The organism is Actinocorallia populi (assembly GCF_002995495.1).
GTDB lineage: Bacteria > Actinomycetota > Actinomycetes > Streptosporangiales > Streptosporangiaceae > Actinocorallia > Actinocorallia populi.
The window spans coordinates 744,946-760,377 of the sequence record NZ_PVZV01000001.1; the positions used below are offsets into that span (position 1 = coordinate 744,946).

Annotated in this window: 17 protein-coding genes, 1 tRNA gene and 1 other RNA gene; 7 read left to right on the forward strand and 12 right to left on the reverse strand. The window is 68.9% G+C overall.

The window, feature by feature from the left end; translation table 11 throughout:
• Window positions 1-70: 70 nt before the first annotated feature.
• From C2865_RS03740 to C2865_RS03755, 4 genes are all read right to left on the reverse strand, one after another.
• Entirely contained in the window at window positions 71-523 is a 453-nt protein-coding gene (locus C2865_RS03740) for a hypothetical protein (RefSeq protein ID WP_106396836.1), read from the reverse strand.
• Window positions 481-3,162 (reverse strand): hypothetical protein, encoded by a 2,682-nt coding sequence (locus C2865_RS03745; protein WP_106396837.1) that lies wholly within the window; start codon window positions 3,160-3,162, stop codon window positions 481-483. Before C2865_RS03745 ends, C2865_RS03740 begins: the two co-directional genes overlap by 43 nt.
• Before the next feature lie 765 nt (window positions 3,163-3,927).
• Window positions 3,928-4,015, reverse strand: a tRNA-Ser gene (locus C2865_RS03750).
• A 10-nt stretch (window positions 4,016-4,025) separates the two neighbouring features.
• Complete coding sequence (locus C2865_RS03755; RefSeq protein ID WP_106396838.1) at window positions 4,026-4,349, reverse strand: DUF952 domain-containing protein; 324 nt, start codon at window positions 4,347-4,349, stop codon at window positions 4,026-4,028.
• A gap of 46 nt (window positions 4,350-4,395) precedes the next feature.
• Between C2865_RS03755 and ffs the strand changes: the two genes are divergently transcribed.
• From ffs to C2865_RS03780, 5 genes are all read left to right on the forward strand, one after another.
• Window positions 4,396-4,491: signal recognition particle sRNA small type (ffs, locus tag C2865_RS03760), an RNA gene on the forward strand.
• Between the two features lie 24 nt (window positions 4,492-4,515).
• Window positions 4,516-6,537 carry a DNA polymerase III subunit gamma and tau gene (locus C2865_RS03765; protein WP_106396839.1) on the forward strand — a complete coding sequence of 674 codons (2,022 nt, stop codon included), beginning with the start codon at window positions 4,516-4,518 and terminating at the stop codon, window positions 6,535-6,537.
• 73 nt (window positions 6,538-6,610) lie between these two features.
• Window positions 6,611-6,955, forward strand: a complete 345-nt coding sequence (locus C2865_RS03770) for a YbaB/EbfC family nucleoid-associated protein (RefSeq protein ID WP_106396840.1) — start codon at window positions 6,611-6,613, stop codon at window positions 6,953-6,955.
• Between the two features lie 2 nt (window positions 6,956-6,957).
• A complete protein-coding gene (gene recR, locus C2865_RS03775; protein WP_106396841.1) occupies window positions 6,958-7,557 on the forward strand; it encodes a recombination mediator RecR in 600 nt (199 codons plus the stop codon).
• Complete coding sequence (locus tag C2865_RS03780) at window positions 7,550-8,110, forward strand: DUF5063 domain-containing protein (RefSeq protein WP_106396842.1); 561 nt, start codon at window positions 7,550-7,552, stop codon at window positions 8,108-8,110. The genes recR and C2865_RS03780 overlap by 8 nt, the downstream gene beginning before the upstream one ends.
• A 61-nt stretch (window positions 8,111-8,171) precedes the next feature.
• On the opposite strand, the gene C2865_RS03785 is transcribed toward C2865_RS03780, so the two are convergent.
• Both C2865_RS03785 and C2865_RS03790 read right to left on the reverse strand, forming a co-directional pair.
• The gene (locus C2865_RS03785; protein ID WP_106396843.1) at window positions 8,172-8,603 is read right to left on the reverse strand and encodes a nitroreductase family deazaflavin-dependent oxidoreductase; all 432 of its coding nucleotides are present in this window, start codon (window positions 8,601-8,603) and stop codon (window positions 8,172-8,174) included.
• Window positions 8,600-9,034, reverse strand: a complete 435-nt coding sequence (locus C2865_RS03790) for a DUF6069 family protein (RefSeq protein WP_106396844.1) — start codon at window positions 9,032-9,034, stop codon at window positions 8,600-8,602. The genes C2865_RS03785 and C2865_RS03790 overlap by 4 nt, the downstream gene beginning before the upstream one ends.
• A 112-nt stretch (window positions 9,035-9,146) precedes the next feature.
• Here C2865_RS03790 and C2865_RS03795 point away from each other — a divergent pair, with 112 nt between their 5' ends.
• Together C2865_RS03795 and C2865_RS03800 are read left to right on the forward strand one after the other, a co-directional pair.
• Window positions 9,147-9,602 (forward strand): MarR family winged helix-turn-helix transcriptional regulator, encoded by a 456-nt coding sequence (locus tag C2865_RS03795; protein ID WP_106396845.1) that lies wholly within the window; start codon window positions 9,147-9,149, stop codon window positions 9,600-9,602.
• A 162-nt stretch (window positions 9,603-9,764) separates the two neighbouring features.
• Window positions 9,765-10,709, forward strand: coding sequence for an EamA family transporter (locus C2865_RS03800; RefSeq protein ID WP_198652878.1), 945 nt, complete (start codon window positions 9,765-9,767; stop codon window positions 10,707-10,709).
• 7 nt (window positions 10,710-10,716) lie between these two features.
• Here the strand turns inward: C2865_RS03800 and C2865_RS03805 are convergent, their stop codons facing one another.
• The 6 genes from C2865_RS03805 to C2865_RS03830 form a co-directional block, all read right to left on the reverse strand.
• Complete coding sequence (locus C2865_RS03805; protein ID WP_106396847.1) at window positions 10,717-11,604, reverse strand: CU044_5270 family protein; 888 nt, start codon at window positions 11,602-11,604, stop codon at window positions 10,717-10,719.
• Window positions 11,601-12,176 (reverse strand): RNA polymerase sigma factor, encoded by a 576-nt coding sequence (locus tag C2865_RS03810; RefSeq protein ID WP_232835327.1) that lies wholly within the window; start codon window positions 12,174-12,176, stop codon window positions 11,601-11,603. Before C2865_RS03810 ends, C2865_RS03805 begins: the two co-directional genes overlap by 4 nt.
• The gene (locus C2865_RS03815; protein ID WP_157963542.1) at window positions 12,124-13,329 is read right to left on the reverse strand and encodes an acyltransferase family protein; all 1,206 of its coding nucleotides are present in this window, start codon (window positions 13,327-13,329) and stop codon (window positions 12,124-12,126) included. The genes C2865_RS03810 and C2865_RS03815 overlap by 53 nt, the downstream gene beginning before the upstream one ends.
• 134 nt (window positions 13,330-13,463) lie before the next feature.
• A complete protein-coding gene (locus tag C2865_RS03820; protein WP_157963543.1) occupies window positions 13,464-14,615 on the reverse strand; it encodes a ligand-binding sensor domain-containing protein in 1,152 nt (383 codons plus the stop codon).
• 136 nt (window positions 14,616-14,751) lie between these two features.
• Window positions 14,752-15,093 carry a type II toxin-antitoxin system PemK/MazF family toxin gene (locus C2865_RS03825; RefSeq protein ID WP_106396851.1) on the reverse strand — a complete coding sequence of 114 codons (342 nt, stop codon included), beginning with the start codon at window positions 15,091-15,093 and terminating at the stop codon, window positions 14,752-14,754.
• Window positions 15,087-15,281, reverse strand: coding sequence for a hypothetical protein (locus tag C2865_RS03830; RefSeq protein WP_198652882.1), 195 nt, complete (start codon window positions 15,279-15,281; stop codon window positions 15,087-15,089). Before C2865_RS03830 ends, C2865_RS03825 begins: the two co-directional genes overlap by 7 nt.
• Between the last annotated feature and the right edge of the window lie 151 nt (window positions 15,282-15,432).

Genomic DNA, 15,432 nt, shown 5'->3' on the forward strand with positions numbered 1-15,432 from the left:
TAGGCGCTTGAAAAGGGTTTGCGGCCACGTGGCGAGAGGGCCGCCGACGCGATGGCGCGGCGCGGATCGGTCACACCTGTCCGCGCCATTCGTAGGCCGGGGTGCCGGAGCGGTCGCTGCAGACGGCGGTCAATTGGCCGGTGAACGACCGGCCTGAAGCGCTGAGCGTCACGTGTCCGCTGAGGTAGAACTCCTCTTCTCCCTCTTCACCCTCTTCCCCGCAGACCAGGTCGGCTACATGGGACACGTCGAAGGCCACGGTGATGCCGCCGTCGCTGGCGTGGGTGGGGTGTGAGCAGTAGGCGGTGATGTCCTGGGCCCCGATGTGCATGCCCATCCGGGCTCTTCCCTGGGCGTCCAGTTCGGCAGTGAGGGTCAGCGGCAGCCCCTGCCGGTAGTCGTCGCCGCCGCGGCGAGCGGCTACCTGGGTTTCGTAGGTGACGCCGGGCGGCGCAGCGGCCCGGCGCTGCTCGGCCGGGGTCATGCCGGGCCCGGGTTCGGCGGCGCGGTGGCGCTGCTCCATGCGTTGAGCGCCTTGGCCTGCGGTGAGGGCTCGGGCAGCGAGTCGACGAACTTGAGGCCCGCATCCTTCATGAAGTCCTCGACCGGGTTGGGGGGCTTGGAGAGCCACCAGCGGATCGCCATCACGACGATGCCGACCACCGCCAGAGCCGCGCCGAAGACCGGGATCATCACGCTGGAGAAGAAAAGGCCCGCCACTGTGGTGGCGGTGACGGCGAGGGAGATCGCGAAGTCCACCGCGGTCCACGCGATGTCCCGGCCGGACGTGATGGCGTCCAGCAAGGTGATGAACGACAGCACCGCCAGCGTCACGCTGACGGCTACGCCCAGCAGCTTCACAACGCCGGAGATCCAGCCCCCTGCGAAGATCTTGCCGAAGATGGTCTTCCCGAGGAGGGCCTTATCGGCTCCCAGTAGGCTCTTGATGTTCCGCCCGACTTTGGCGATCCATTCCATACCACCGATGATTTTGACCAGTGTTCCACCGATAACCGCGCGCAGCCCGGTGGAGACGGTCCTCTCGACGAGTTTGGCCCACGCCTCAAGGCCGGGTTTCACTATGAGTGCGAAGAATGCCTTCACGGCTTTGGCGGTGCCGACGAAGGTGCCGACAATGTTGGTGACCACTTCGGTGCGCTGCTTGGTGTTCATCTTCTCCCAGTTGCCTCCGGTCACGGACAGGACGGCGGAGACGACCGCCCCGCCCCAACTGGCGAGGGCGAAGACCTGACCCAGTGACTTCGCGAACTTCGCGATCTTTTGATGCTTTTCCAGGAATTTCCCGATCTTGTTCTTGATGTTGTTCATCTGGGTGAACTGCGATTTGGTTTTCACGTTCTGCTGGCTGACGATGTACTGGGCGAGATCGGTGTCCACCGCGTTCTTGTTGTCATTGAAATATTTGATGATCTCGTCGATGCCGTTCTTGCGGAGATCGTCGAGATCCGGAATCCTGCCATCGGCGATCTTCGTGAGAATGATCCGGATGTTATCGGGAATCCAGGATCTGACGAGATCGACGTCCTGATGGACGATGTCCTGCGACAGATTACCGATGACTCCGGTCATCACCGCATTGCTGTAGAGGCCGGCCACCTCGCCCGTCGGGTCCAGGGCCAGCAGGAGCATCGAGTTCTGCTTGATGGTCCTGAGTGCGCCCTCCCGGGTGAGCGGGTTGGCGAAGGAATTGACCAGTGGAACGAAATCGGGATTGTCATCGCTGGTCGCATCTTCGTAGAACGCTTCGGCCCATTTCCGGCCACCGTCGGCGATGTAATCTTGAAGGCGGGGGCGGACGGCGAGATACGCCTCCATGTACAGGCCCTGATGCTGGAGATTGTAGCCTTCCTCGGCCGCGATCCCGGTGCGAAAGTAAGCCGCGAGTTTTTCCGCTTGCTCGGTATTCAGTCTCGTCTCCGGCTCGCCCGGCCCCGTGTACTGGTTGAAAGAGTTGGTCAAGTACGCCCGGCAGAACTCCTCATACCACTTATCTCCTTTATCGGCGAGTTCTTGCTGTGCCTTGGTCAGATGGGGCGGCCTTTGTCCCATGAACCTCGTCAGCCAGTCGCTTTCCGGCTGCTTCTTGCCCATGGCGTACTTCATGTTCCGTGTCAGGGCGCTGTTGATCAGCCCCTCCATTCCGGCCTGCTCGGCATCGGGAGGCGTCAGGAGGCTCAGTTCCATCAAGGTGAGGATGCTGGGGGTCGCCAGCACCGCGTGATCCGTCACGGTGTCGGCGGCAAGACCCGCCAGCGGGCCGCCTTCCTCGGCCGCGTCGGCGTAGAGGTGATCCGACGCGGCGCGCTCACACGGCCGGGCCGTCCACAGCCGCACCTTTTCCGGCTCGGCGGTCTCCTCGTCGCCGCAGCGGGCGCGGACCGCGCCCGTACCCGCGGGAGACCTTTCCCGCGCATTGAAGGACAGTTCGGCCTGGGAGTAGAAGCCATCATCAACAAAGGAGCATTCGGTCTCAGAGGCGAAAATCTGCACCTGATAGGTGTTGTCGCCGAAAAACTTCGTCGACGCCTGGGACAGTTTCTGCATCTCTCCGGCGGCGTCCGCGAGCTTGTACTCCGGTTTCACCCTCCCTCTCTCGTCCAGCGTGTAACCGATCTCCAGCCGCCGGCCGGGCTCCCAGTCGTGCTCTGGCACGGAGCCGGGATCGTGTCCTGGCGCGTACAGCGACTTGGTGATCTCGGTGTCGTAGCAGCGGGGCTTGGCGACCCGGCCAGAGACGCGGACGGTGACGGTCTCCTGCGCCGATGCCCCGACGCAGACCCAGCCCTCCAGTTCACCCTCCCCGTCCCGGAACAGCAGATCTCCGGCGCTGAAGTGCGCTTCCGTCTCCTGGACCCAGGAGATCCGGTCCCCCTCCCACCGAGCGGTGCGCAGCGGCACCTCCCCCAGGAAGATCTGGCCGGAGCACAAAGTGATCGTCTGCATCCCCGCGATGGGCGCCGGCGCGGCGTCGTCAGCGTCGTCGCGAATCCCCATCACGTGATACTCGGCCTGGATCTCACGCAGGGACGAAGGCTTGGGCGGAGAGAGGGGCAAAGGAGTGCGCTCTGCGCCGCCCGGCCCGGTGTAGAGGGCCGCTTCCAGCGCGGCAGTGCTCAGCGGAAACGCAAAAGTACTCGTCATGACCCATACCCCTAGCTCGCTCTTTCTGCGGTAGCGGCCTGCCCGAAAACGCAGGCAGGCGGATAACGCGCGCGTCCGCAGTGCTGATGCCGACGGCGCACCCCGCGTTGCCCGTCGCCGCCACGACGCGGGACGTTCCAGCCCTGCGAGATCCACCCGGTGACCCTGCCCGTTGACCTGCCCAGAGCAGGCGGCGGCAAGCGCAGGCAAAGTCGACCGGCCGCAAGTTCGGTCATCACCGGATGGCCCGCCCGTAGCGTGGTCTATAGCGCGCCGAGAAGTACCGGTGACGCGCTCCATGCCTCGACACGCGATCGCAGAGAAAACGGAAGCGCAGAACAGTAGAGCGGACTGGGAAAAAATTCACCGATGCAGGGATCACCACGCTGTCCAGCGAGCGGGCCGTCGACACCCACCGTTTCCGCTGGCCGGCGTTGACCTTTCAGGGAAAGGGTCTGATATCGAAGAAAGCGGCGCTGGTCTTCGCGACGCGTTCTCCGGCGGCGTCAAGCGTCGTACTTCAGCGTGCCTGACGAAGCCCCCGAGCTCCCGGGACGGCCGTCATTCCCACGAGCTCGGCCACCGGCCGGCGGACCCTGGCCGGGCCTCCAGGGCCGACTGCGACCGCGCATGAGGAAGCCCCGGCTCCCAAGAGGGACCGGGGCTTCCTCATGCCTGCCTGCGTGAGGGCCGGGTGGTGAAGCAAACAAGGGCCTCAGCTGCGGTCTCCCGCGCGAGGCCCTCGTTACGTGCCCGGCGAGGCACTGGCGGAGGATACGAGATTCGAACTCGTGAGGGCTTGCACCCAACACGCTTTCCAAGCGTGCGCCCTAGGCCACTAGGCGAATCCTCCGTCGGACAGCTTACCGGTTGTCGGGGAGTGGGCGGACCTCTATTACGGCTGACTTGGGGAGGGGGCCGTAGAGGTGGGGGTAGAGCTCGTCGGGGGAGTCGGGGGCCGGCTCGAAGCGGACGTCGAGGCGGCGGGGGTCGATCGTCAGCAGGAGGAGGCCGGGGACGCCCTGGTAGTGGCGGGAGAGGACGCGGGCGACCTGGTCCTGGGTGGCCGAGCAGTGGATGAAACCCTCCTCCGCGAGGGTCTTGTCCAGGGTGGACATCGCGTAGGGAGTGGTTTCGGTCACACTGTCCCAGGCAGCGCGGGTGGTGATGTGAAAGATGTGGGACATGGCACGGGACTGTACGCGGCCCGGGGGCTCATGCCATAGACTCGGGGCAGACCCCTCGCGTGGCGTCATCTTGTGAACCTCCCCAGGGCCGGAAGGCAGCAAGGATAAGCAGGCTCTGGCGGGTGCGCGGGGGGTCCTTTTGCGTCAAGGACGGACGGGGCCCGTGATGAGTCTTGCTCTCTACCGCAAGTACCGACCGGCCACCTTCGGCGAGCTGAAGGGCCAGGAGCACGTCGCCGAGCCGCTGCAGCAGGCGCTCCGCAACGGCCGGGTCAACCACGCCTACCTCTTCAGCGGGCCGCGCGGCTGCGGGAAGACGTCCAGCGCGCGGATCCTCGCCCGGTCGCTGAACTGCGAGCAGGGGCCGACCCCCGACCCGTGCGGGATCTGCGAGTCGTGCGTGGCGCTGGGGCCCGGCGGGACCGGCCACCTGGACGTGATCGAGATCGACGCCGCGTCGCACGGCGGTGTGGACGACGCCCGCGACCTGCGGGAGCGTGCCTTCTTCGCGCCGGTGTCGTCCCGGTTCAAGGTGTACATCATCGACGAGGCCCACATGGTCACCCGGGAGGGCTTCAACGCCCTGCTGAAGCTCGTCGAGGAGCCCCCGCCGCACCTGAAGTTCGTGTTCGCCACGACCGAGCCCGAGAAGGTCATCGGGACGATCCGGTCGCGCACCCACCACTACCCGTTCCGGCTGATCCCGCCCAAGACGCTGCAGGAGCTGCTGGAGGAGATCCTCCAGTCGGAGAAGGTCCCGTACGAGACGGCCGCGCTGCCGCTGGTCGTGCGGGCGGGCGCGGGCTCGGCCCGCGACTCGCTGTCGATCCTGGACCAGCTGCTCGCCGGGTCCGACGAGGCCGGCATCACCTACACGCGGGCCGTCTCCCTGCTGGGGTACACCGACGCGGCGCTGCTGGACGAGGTCGTCGACGCGTTCGGCGCGCGCGACGGGGCCGCGGTGTTCGCGGCGATCGACCGGGTGATCGAGAGCGGCCAGGACCCGCGCCGCTTCACCGCCGACCTCCTCGGCCGGTTCCGCGACCTGGTGATCATGGCGAACGTCCCGGAGGCCACGCGCACCGGGCTGATCGACGGCCCCGCCGACGAGCTGGAGCGCATGACGGCGCAGGCCGCGGCGATGGGCCCCGCCGACCTGGCGCGGGCCGCCGACCTGCTGCACACCGGGCTCACCGAGATGCGCGGGGCGACGTCGCCCCGGCTCCTGCTGGAGCTGATCTGCGCCCGGATCCTGCTGCCCGGCGCCTACACCGACGAGACGTCGCTGCTGGCCCGCATCGACCGGCTGGAGCGCAGCGGCCCCCCGATGGCGGCCGCCGCCCCGCGCGTCGAAGCACCTCCCGCGGCGTTCCAGCCGGTCTCCAGGGAGGCCGAGCCCCGTCCGCCCGCACCGGAACCGGCACCCCGTGCGCCCCAGAGAGCCGCAGAACCGGCTCCCCGCCCGCCGGTGGAACCCGCGCCCGAGCCCGCTCAGGCGCGCCCGGCTCCCCGGCAGGAGTCCAGGCCCGCCCCGTCCCGTCCGGCGGCGGACGACGGCTGGGGCGCCCCGGTCGCACAGGCGCCCTCGGCACCGGCCCCCGCGCCCGCCGCGGCGGCCTCCTCGGGCGCGATCGACGTGAGCGTCGTCCGGCAGCGCTGGCCGCAGATCCTCGAGGCGGTGCAGCGCAGGAGCCGTGTCGCCTGGATGACGATCATGGAGGGCGTCGCTCCGGCGTCCGTGGACGGCAACCTGCTGACGATCGCGTTCGAGAACGACGGCAAGCGCAAGAACTTCACCATGGGCCGGCGTGAGGGCGTGCTGGCCGAGGTGCTTCGGGAGCAGCTCGGCGTGGACTGGCGGATCGACGCGGTGCTGGGCAGCGCGCTCCCGGCTCCGTCGGCGCGTCCGGCCGCCCCGCCTCCGCCGACGTGGGACCAGCCACGCCAGAGCCCCCAGCGTCCGGCTCCGGCCGGACCGCCCGCCCCGCAGGCCGTTCCGCAGGCCGCGCCGCCGGTGCCGCAGCCCTCCGAGCCGCTTCCGCCGCCGCCCGAGGCCCCGATGGGCGGCGACGACGACGATGTGGACGTCGAGGGCGACACGCTCGCGGCGAACGAGGCGGTGAGCGGTCTGGCGCTGCTCCAGCGGGAGCTCGGCGGCAGGGTGATCAGGGAGATCGACAATTCCTGACGGCCTCGGGGTCGTATCGCTTTGCGGACGGACGCCGTAGGCTCGTAAGTCCGAGTCGTGGAGGGGATGACCAGTGGAACCCGGTGGCCAGCTTGATTTTCAAGCCCTGCTGCAGCAGGCGCAGAAGATGCAGGAGCAGCTGTTCGCCGCCCAGGAGGAGCTGGCGCGCGCGGAGGTGAAGGGCAGCGCGGGCGGCGGCCTGGTCACGGCGACCGTCAACGGGCAGGGCGAGGTCGTGGAGATCGTCATCGATCCGAAGCTGATCGACGCCGACGACCCGGCGGAGGCGGCCGAGACCGTGGGCGACCTCGTCGTCGCGGCGATCCGCGAGGCGACCAACACCGCCGCGGAGCTGCAGCAGGAGAAGATGGGGCCGCTCACTCAGATGCCCGGAATGCCGGGATTGCCGGGGTTTTAAGTATGTATGAAGGTGTCGTCCAGAACCTGATCGACGAGCTGGGGCGGTTGCCCGGCGTCGGGCCCAAAGGCGCGCAGCGCATCGCGTTCCACCTGCTCAACGCCGATCCCGCCGATGTGAACCGGCTCGCCGACGCGCTGCGCGAGGTGAAGGACAAGGTCAGGTTCTGCCGGACCTGCGGGAACGTCGCGCAGGACGTCGAATGCCGGATCTGCCGTGACGTGCGGCGGGACCGGGCGGTCATCTGCGTGGTCGAGGAGTCCAAGGACGTCATCGCGATCGAGAAGACCCGCGAGTTCCGTGGCACGTATCACGTACTGGGAGGTGCGATCAGCCCGATCGAGGGGGTAGGTCCGGAAGACCTGCGGATCAGGGAACTGATGCAGCGGCTCGCCGACGGGGAGGTGACCGAGTTGATCCTCGCCACCGACCCCAACCTCGAAGGCGAGGCCACCGCGACGTACCTGGCCCGCCTGGTGAAACCGATGGACTTGAAGGTCACCCGCCTGGCCAGTGGCCTACCGGTGGGCGGGGACCTCGAGTACGCCGACGAAGTCACGCTGGGACGCGCTTTCGAGGGACGGAGACTGCTCGATGTCTAATGAGAACACCCCCAACGACTGGGCCGAGTTGGCAGGCCGCGTGGTCGTGCACGTGGAGAACTACCTGTCCGGCCTGGAGCGCTGCGCGCGCGGGGAGGGCGGCCAGCAGACGGTCTCCCTGCTCCTGCTGGAGGTCTCGCAGATCATGCTGGCCGGCGCGCAGCTCGGCGCCAGCCCCGACGTGGTGCTCCCCGACAACTGGGAGCCCGAGATGAGCGAGGACCCCGACCTGGACGCCGTCCGCCAGGGGCTGGCCGAGCGCCTGGCCGTCGTGGACGAGTACACCGAGGTCTTCGACCCCTACAAGGACCCGGAGCTGACGTCCTACCGGCTGTCCGACGACCTGGTGGACATCGCGTCCGACCTCGTCCACGGCCTGCGCCACTACCAGGCCGGGCGCCCGCTGGAGGCCCTGTGGTGGTGGCAGTACAGCTACCTCAACCACTGGGGCAACCACGGCGGCGCCGCCCAGCGCGCCCTGCACGCCGTCGTCTCCAACGTCCGCCTCCAGGTGGCGGAGGAGAACGTCAACGAAGCCCTGGTCACCACCTGAGCCCGTCCTCCCGACGAGAGGTGTCGCCGCCTGCCACCGGGTGCGAGGACCCGGTGGCGGCTCAGACCCGGTTCAGGATGACCACTGGAATATCCCGTTCGGCCTTCTCCTGGTACTTCGCGTACTGAGGGAAGAGGCCGACCATCACCTCCCACAACGCGGGCTTCTCCGCCGCGGAGGCGGTGCGCGCCCGCGCGGTGAACTCCTCCTCCCGCACCTGCACCGTGACTTCCGGATCCGCGCTCAGGTTCCGGTACCAGCCGGGGTGCTCTTCGGCTCCGCCGTTGGACGCCACCAGGAGATAGCGGTCACCGTCCCGGCCGTAGATCAGCGCCGTCCGCCGCAGCAGCCCCGACCTGTGCCCCCGCGTGGTGAGCAGCAGCGTCGGCCAGCCCTGGTAGTCGTGCCCCTTCTTCCCGCCGCTCTCGACGTAGGTGCGGATGTGCGCGGCGACCCATCCGGTGGGGTTGTCGAAGACCTCTTCCGCCGTCACCGGCCCTCCCCGCGGGTCGTCCGCCAGAAGACGGGGATGAGGACGGCCCCGACCGCGAGGTGCGCGAGCGCGAGCACCGCCTTGGTCCCGCCGGTCGCCTCCACGCCGGTCAGCGGCAGGAACGACACCGCCAGGACGGCCACGGCGACGGCCGTCCAGATCCGCGCGGCGTGGGAGGTCGCCCGCTCCAGGACGGCGAGCAGCGCCCAGCCCAGCAGCGCGGAGGCCAGCGAGAAGACGAGGAAGGCGCCCGCGCCGAGGTCGCGCGGCTCCTGACCGGGCTGTTCGACGACCAGCTCCTGGCCGAGCAGCGGCTCGCCCACCACCCAGACCGCGCCGGCCGCGACCACCGATCCCGCCACCGCCAGCGCACGATCGCGGGTGCGGGCGCGCGCCCTGACGGCGGGGGCGCCGTCGGTCCGATCCACCATGCCAACTCCTTCAGAACCTTGATGGTTCAGCTCCTGAACCTTTGGCGAGCATAGAGCATTAGTTCAGGACCTGAACAGTCAAGTTGGTGAAGTTGTCCTTTATGCTGGTGAGATGAGTGCGGAAGCCGACCCGATCACGGACGAGCTGAGCGAACTGGTCTTCCAGGTCGCCGGGCGGCTGCGCGGCGGCTTCAACGCCGCCGCGGCGGAACTGGGACTCCCGCCCGCGCAGGCGCTCCTGCTGGCCAACCTGTCGGCCCCGACCCCGATGCGCGAACTGGCCGTCTGGCTGTCCTGCGAGCCCTCGAACGTGACGGGGATCGTCGACGGCCTGGAACGCCGCGGCCTGGTCGCCCGCCGTCCCTACCCCGCCGACCGCCGGGTCAAGTACGTCGTCCTCACCGAGGAGGGCGAGCGCGGCCGCGCGGAGCTGCGCGCCCGCAGCCAAGCCCAGGCCCGCGCCCTCTTCGCGTCCCTCGACGCGGACAAGGAGCATCTGCGCGACCTGCTCGCCGCCGTCGTGGCCGGAGCGCCGGCCCCCGACGAGGCCCAGATCCCCCGCCGCTGAGACCGCTCCGCCTCCGAAGCGGCACCGGACACGTCCGGACGGCGTGCCGGTTCCCTCGAGAGCGACGGGACGTCCTCGGGGCTTTCCGCAGAGCGCGGCGGCGGCCTCCCCGCGCTCGGAAAACATGAGCGAATGTAGTTTCGGTGCTGTCATCATGGTGCGATGGTCGCGGTAGCGGAAAATGCCACCAAGCAGGGCATGCTGGGGTTCGCCCTGGTCTCGGCGCTGGCGTTCGGCAGCTCGGGGATCGCGGCCAAGCCGCTGATCTCGGCAGGGCTGGCACCGACGCACGTGGTGTGGTTGCGGGTCGCCGGAGCGGCGCTGGTGCTGTCGCCGCTGGCCTGGCGGCACCGGGCGCTGCTGCGGGAGCGCCCCGCCCTGCTCGCCGGGTTCGCGCTGCTGGGCATCGCGGGCGTGCAGGCGTTCTACTTCGCGGCGCTGTCGCGCATCCCCGTGGGCGTCGCGCTGCTGGTGGAGTACCTCGGACCGGTGATCGTGCTCGGCTGGGTGCGGTTCGTGCGGGGCCGCCCGGTGACAGGACGCGCGGTGCTGGGCGTGGTGCTGGCCGTCGCCGGCCTCGCCTGCGTGGTCGAGGTGTGGGCGGGTCTGGGTTTCGACCCCGTGGGACTGGCGTTCGCGTTGTGCGCGGCGGGCTGCCAGGCCGGGTACTTCCTGCTGGTCGACCGGGGCGGCGGCGACGAACCCGATCCCGTCGGGCTGATCGTCTACGGCTTCCTCATCGGCGCGGCACTGCTGACCGTGATCACCCGCCCGTGGGAGATGGACTTCACGGTGCTGAAGGGCGCCGTCGAGATGGGAGGCGGGTCGGTGCCCGCTCTCCTGCTGTGGGTGTATCTCGTGCTGGTCGCGACGGTCTTCGCCTACGCGACGGGCGTCGTGTCGGTGCGGGGCCTGTCCGCCCAGGTCGCGGGCGTGGTCGCCTGCCTGGAGGCCGTCGTCGCGGTGGCGCTCGGCTGGATCGTGCTCGGCGAGCACCTGTCGGGTCTGCAGCTCTTCGGCGGGGCGCTGGTCCTGACCGGGGCCTTCGTCGCCCAGACGACGGCCCCGGCCGGGGCCGACCTTTCGAAGGAACCGGCCGGCGCCTGACCGGGCATCAGGCCGGAGGCGTGTCGGTCCATCCGACCTCGTAGAAGACGGTCTTCTGCACCAGTGTTTGGCCCTCTCTTGTCTCCACGCGCTCCATCGCCAGAACGATGCCGGTCTCCGGGTCGATGATCAGCTTCTCCCAGGTGCCGCCGTAGGTGATGCGCAGAACGGTGCCTTCCCGCCCGGCGGGGTCTCGCTGCGTCCCCAACGACTCGGCCTCGGGAAGACCGGCAAGGGAGCGGAAAGCCGCGGCCCGAACCCGTGGCGGGGCGGGTTGGTCGGCGAGCAGGCTCAACATGCAGGTCGCCGTGAACAGCTTTCGGTCCTGGGGAAGGATCGGTCCGATGCCGTTGTGCGTCGCCAGCCGGTGGAGCCGGGCGTACAGGGCATCCGGATCCGTGGGCAGCTCGGCGAGCTGCCGGTAGGTGATCTCTTTATGGCATAGCGTGAATTTTCCGCCTGTCCGGAACTTCCGGAGCGGTTCCTTCGCCGACTTCATCCAGGCGAGACCGTCGGTGGTGGTCCAAGACTCGCGTTCACCGGTGGAGTGGGGGTCGGGTTTGTTGTAGTCCTGACCGAGGAAGGAGAAGGCCCTGACGTGCCAGTACTTTCCCGTTTCGGTAGGGGTCGTCTCCGCCCGTTCGGCCGCCGCGAGGAGGATCGTCGCCGCGTCGGTGGGCGGTTCTGCTGGGACGGGGCCGCCGAAGCCCGACACGACGACGGCCGCCGCCACTCCACCCGCGACGAGCGCGGTGAACCCTCCGCCGAACAGCAGGCCGCGGCTCGGCCGCCGCCTCGGGCTCTCCCGGCGGAGCCGTAGCCTGCCCGCCGCGACGGTCTCCGCGGACGGTGCGGGCTTGGTGAGCAGTTCCGCGATCAGTTCGGCTTCCCTCATCTCTCCTCCAGGACGTCGCGGAGCTTCGCGCGGCCGCGGCTGAGCCGGGAGCCGACCGTTCCGTACGAGACTCCGAGCGCTTCGGCGATCTCCTCATGGGTGAGCTGCCCGAGTGCGAGCAGCAGGAGCACGTCCCGCTCACCCCGGTTCAGTTTGGTGAGCGCGTGTGCCAGCCGGGGTCGCAGTGCCTGCGCCGAGACCGCCGCGACGACCTGGCCTTCGTGGCTGTCGGCGTCGGGCTCGGTCCCCGCTCGAGCCAGTGCCCGGTAGTGCCGCAGCTCGTCTCTGCGGTGCCGCCTGACGAGGTTGGTCGCGACACCGAAGAGCCACGGCCGGAGCGAACCGCGTGCCGGGTCGAATCTCCGGCGGTTGCGAAACGCGACGAGGAACGTCTCGGCCGCCAGGTCGTCGGCGGCCTGGACGTCGACGCGCCCCGCGACGTAGCGGTAGACGTCGTGGAAGTACCGGTCGTAGACGGCCGTGAACTCCTCAGGTCCGCCGTGCAGCGCCTCGCTGAGCTCACCGGTCGCCTCGCCCATCCGGCACCGCCTCTCCAGCAGTGATCTGCTCATGCTTGTACTTGTCCGGAACCCCTGTCCGCTTTCCCGCGCGCCGTCCGAGGCGTTGGAAGGGCTGCTCGACCAGGTCGTGGCAGAGGACGCTGAGCACGACGGAGATCGGGAGGACGACGGCGAGGACGAGCCAGAAGTCGCCCAGGAAATAGGGGCGTCCGGTCAGCCGGTACCAGGCCATCAGGACGGGCATGTGCCACAGGAACAGCCCGTAGGAGATGCGGCCGCACCCCGTGAGGAGGCGGTTGCCGAGCAGGACGCGGTTGAAGGTCCGGTCCGGGGCGATGGCGGCGGGGGCGACGGCCGCGCATGCGACGAGCGGGGTGAGGACGGTGGCCACCAGGTACTGGTGGGGGGTCTGCGGGCCGGAGAGCGGCGTGGTCAGCGGCGTCGAGAGAAGGGCCAGGCCGCAGAGTGCGGCCACCCAGCCGAGGCCCGGGAAGGCCGCGATCCGTGCGGCGGCCCGGCCGGGGCGTTCGGCTGCGACGGCGAGGGCCATCCCCAGTGCGAAATGCACGAAGGAGCGGGGCAGCAGGTGTTCGGCGTAGAAGACGAACCGGAGGTCGGCGACGTAGCGCAGAGTCGCCGTCCACACCACGGACGCCACGGCCAGGCCGGACAGGACGGCGAGCAGCCGCCGCGCCGAGCCCCGGCCCCAGCGGTGCATCCCCCGGGCGAGCAGGGGCAGCAGCAGGTAGAAGCAGACCTCGACGGACAGGCTCCAGAGCATGAGGAGGCTCGTGCCCTCCCACCAGCGGCCGGGATCGTAGGGGTGGGTGAGGGTGAGGAACTCCAGCCAGATGAGCGGGCGTTCCGCCTGAGGTGACTCCGACAGCCAGAACGCCACCGGGAGCACGAGCCAGTAGGCGGGGAGGATGCGAAGAGCCCGGCGCTGGAAGTAGTGCCTGACATCGGGAAAGCCGGTGCCGTTCAGCGTGGCCCGCGCGAACGGCCGGTAGAGCAGGAGTCCCGACAGGATGAAGAAGAGCGGCACCCCGATGCTGCCGGTCCCCAGCATCCGCCAGCCGAACTCCTCGTACCAGACGACCCCTGTCACGTCGCCCACGTGGACCCAGACGACGAGCAGAATGGCGATGCCCCGCAGCCCGTCCAGGGCGGCGAGGTGGTCGTTCCTTCTCGGCGGCCCGCTCACCGGGCCATGGTGATCGTTCCTGCCGAGCTTTTTCGGAAATGGGTTGATTAACAGGAAAAGCTCCCGGACCTGATATGTCAGATGTCAGGTCCGGGAAGATGACGGATGTCAGATTCGCCGGTCCGCGGAACGCCTCAGCGGAAGGTGGTGACGAAGGACTTGAGGTTCTTGTCCTTGTTCTCGCCGGTGTACAGAAGGCCGTTGGGGAGGACGGTCAGCCGGGTGGACCAGGAGAGCGGAGGATAGAGGTACTCCTGCTTCCAGACGCCGTCGTCCAGGAGGTAGGCGTGGCTCGCCGGGGCACCCGAGGCGCCGCTCTGGGAGTCGGTGCCCCAGATGCGTCCCTGTGCGTCCTGGACCTGGGGCATGGCGTCGGAGGGCAGCTCCTGCCAGGCCGAGCCGTCCCAGTGCAGGAGCCCCCGGTAGGTGCTGAGCCAGGGGCCGCCGACCTCGGCGGACGGATAACTGCTGTTCCGGTACCCGGCGGGATAGGGGACCGTCGTCCAGGCCGAGCCGTCCCACAGGGCGAGGCCGTTCGTCGTGGTGATCCAGCCGGTGTTCGGGCCGGTCGGCCTGAATCCCTTGTAGGCGTGTCCCGGCGGCAGGTCGACCGTCTTCCACGCGGTGCCGTCGAAGTGCTTCACGAGCGGGGTCCCCATGGCCCACGCCTCGCCGGACGGGTACGACCTGAGGTCGTACACGTCCATCCCGAGGTCGTGGATCGTCCAGGCTCCGTCCTTCAGCCGGGAGACCTTGCCGCCCTCGGCGAGCCAGACGCCGCCCGTGTCGACGGACAGGCTGCGGGCGGACACGGTCTCCGCCGCGTTGGGGGTGGTGACCTTCGTCCACTTCCCGCCGTTCCAGTGCGCGAGGTAGGTGGTCCCCCTCCGCTTGTCGGTGTGGTGGTAGCCGCTGACCCAGACGTCCGTGGGGGACACGGCGTCCACGTCCTGGAGTGCTCCCTCGCCGGTCAGGCCGGGAGTGGTGAAGTTCTTCCAGGACGAGCCGTCGAACCGCTGGAGCAGAGGCTTGGGCGGAATGTCGATGAGGACCGTCTCCGGGGAGCCCGGCGTGGCCCCCGGAATGCTGGAGTACTTCTCGCGCTGGAATCCGACCGCCCAGGCTCCGCCGTCCCCGGTGCCCTCCACGTCCACGAATTCCCGGTTCGGCCCGAACGTGAAGGCCGGCTCCACCGGCACCCAGGACTCCCCCGCCTGCGCCGGGACGGGGGCGGCCAGCAGCCCCGCGACGACCACGCCCACGCTCACGATCCGCTGTGTTCTCATGCCCTGCACTCTTCTGTTCGGCAGGCCGAATTTCTTGTCAGGCGGTGAATAAGCGGATAAGCGGAAATCTCCGGTCCCTGGACAACGGGAATGTTTTTGTCCACCACGCTTTCGGCGGATTCCTTGGGGCGGTGACTCAGCCCAGCAGGCCGAGGATCAACCGGACCGACGCCTCCACACTGCGGAGTTCGCCGGGTGCCAGCGTCCCCAGCTTTCGGCGCAGTCTGGGTTTTGCGACCGTGTGCAGATCGGTGCAGTTGACATAAGACTCGTCATACTTGGTCAGCCCGGCCTCCTTTCCTACGGGCACGTGTGTCGTCGAGGGGCCCGCGGTTCCGGTGATCACTGCGACCGTCATCGCGGAGAGCGGTGCGGCGATCCGGTTGGCGGTGAGAACGACGACCGGATGAGGACCGATGGGAGCAGGCAGGGCACAGGCCCACACCTCTCCCCTCAGAGCCGTGCCGGGGCTCACCATTCCAGATCGTCGACGGCTTCGAGTTCGGCGTCACCGGGAGGTGTCACGCCTTCGGGAAGCGGCGCCTGCGCCTCTTGGTAGAAGGCGCGGATCTCTTCGGCCGCCGCAAGTTCCGTCGCTTCCCGGGTCAGGAGGCGCAATCCCTCGCGCAGGGCATCCGAGGTCGACTCCAGGTTCAGCGTGCGCATCGTCTCACGCAGTGTGTCCATTTCGTCCGGCCTGAGCCGAACCTGGGCAAGCTTGCCCGGACCTTGTCCTCGAGAGTGCTTGTGCCGACGGGCGCTCGGCTTCTGAGCTGCTTCCGAACCCACCATCTCTCCATTCTGTCGTACAGCTGTC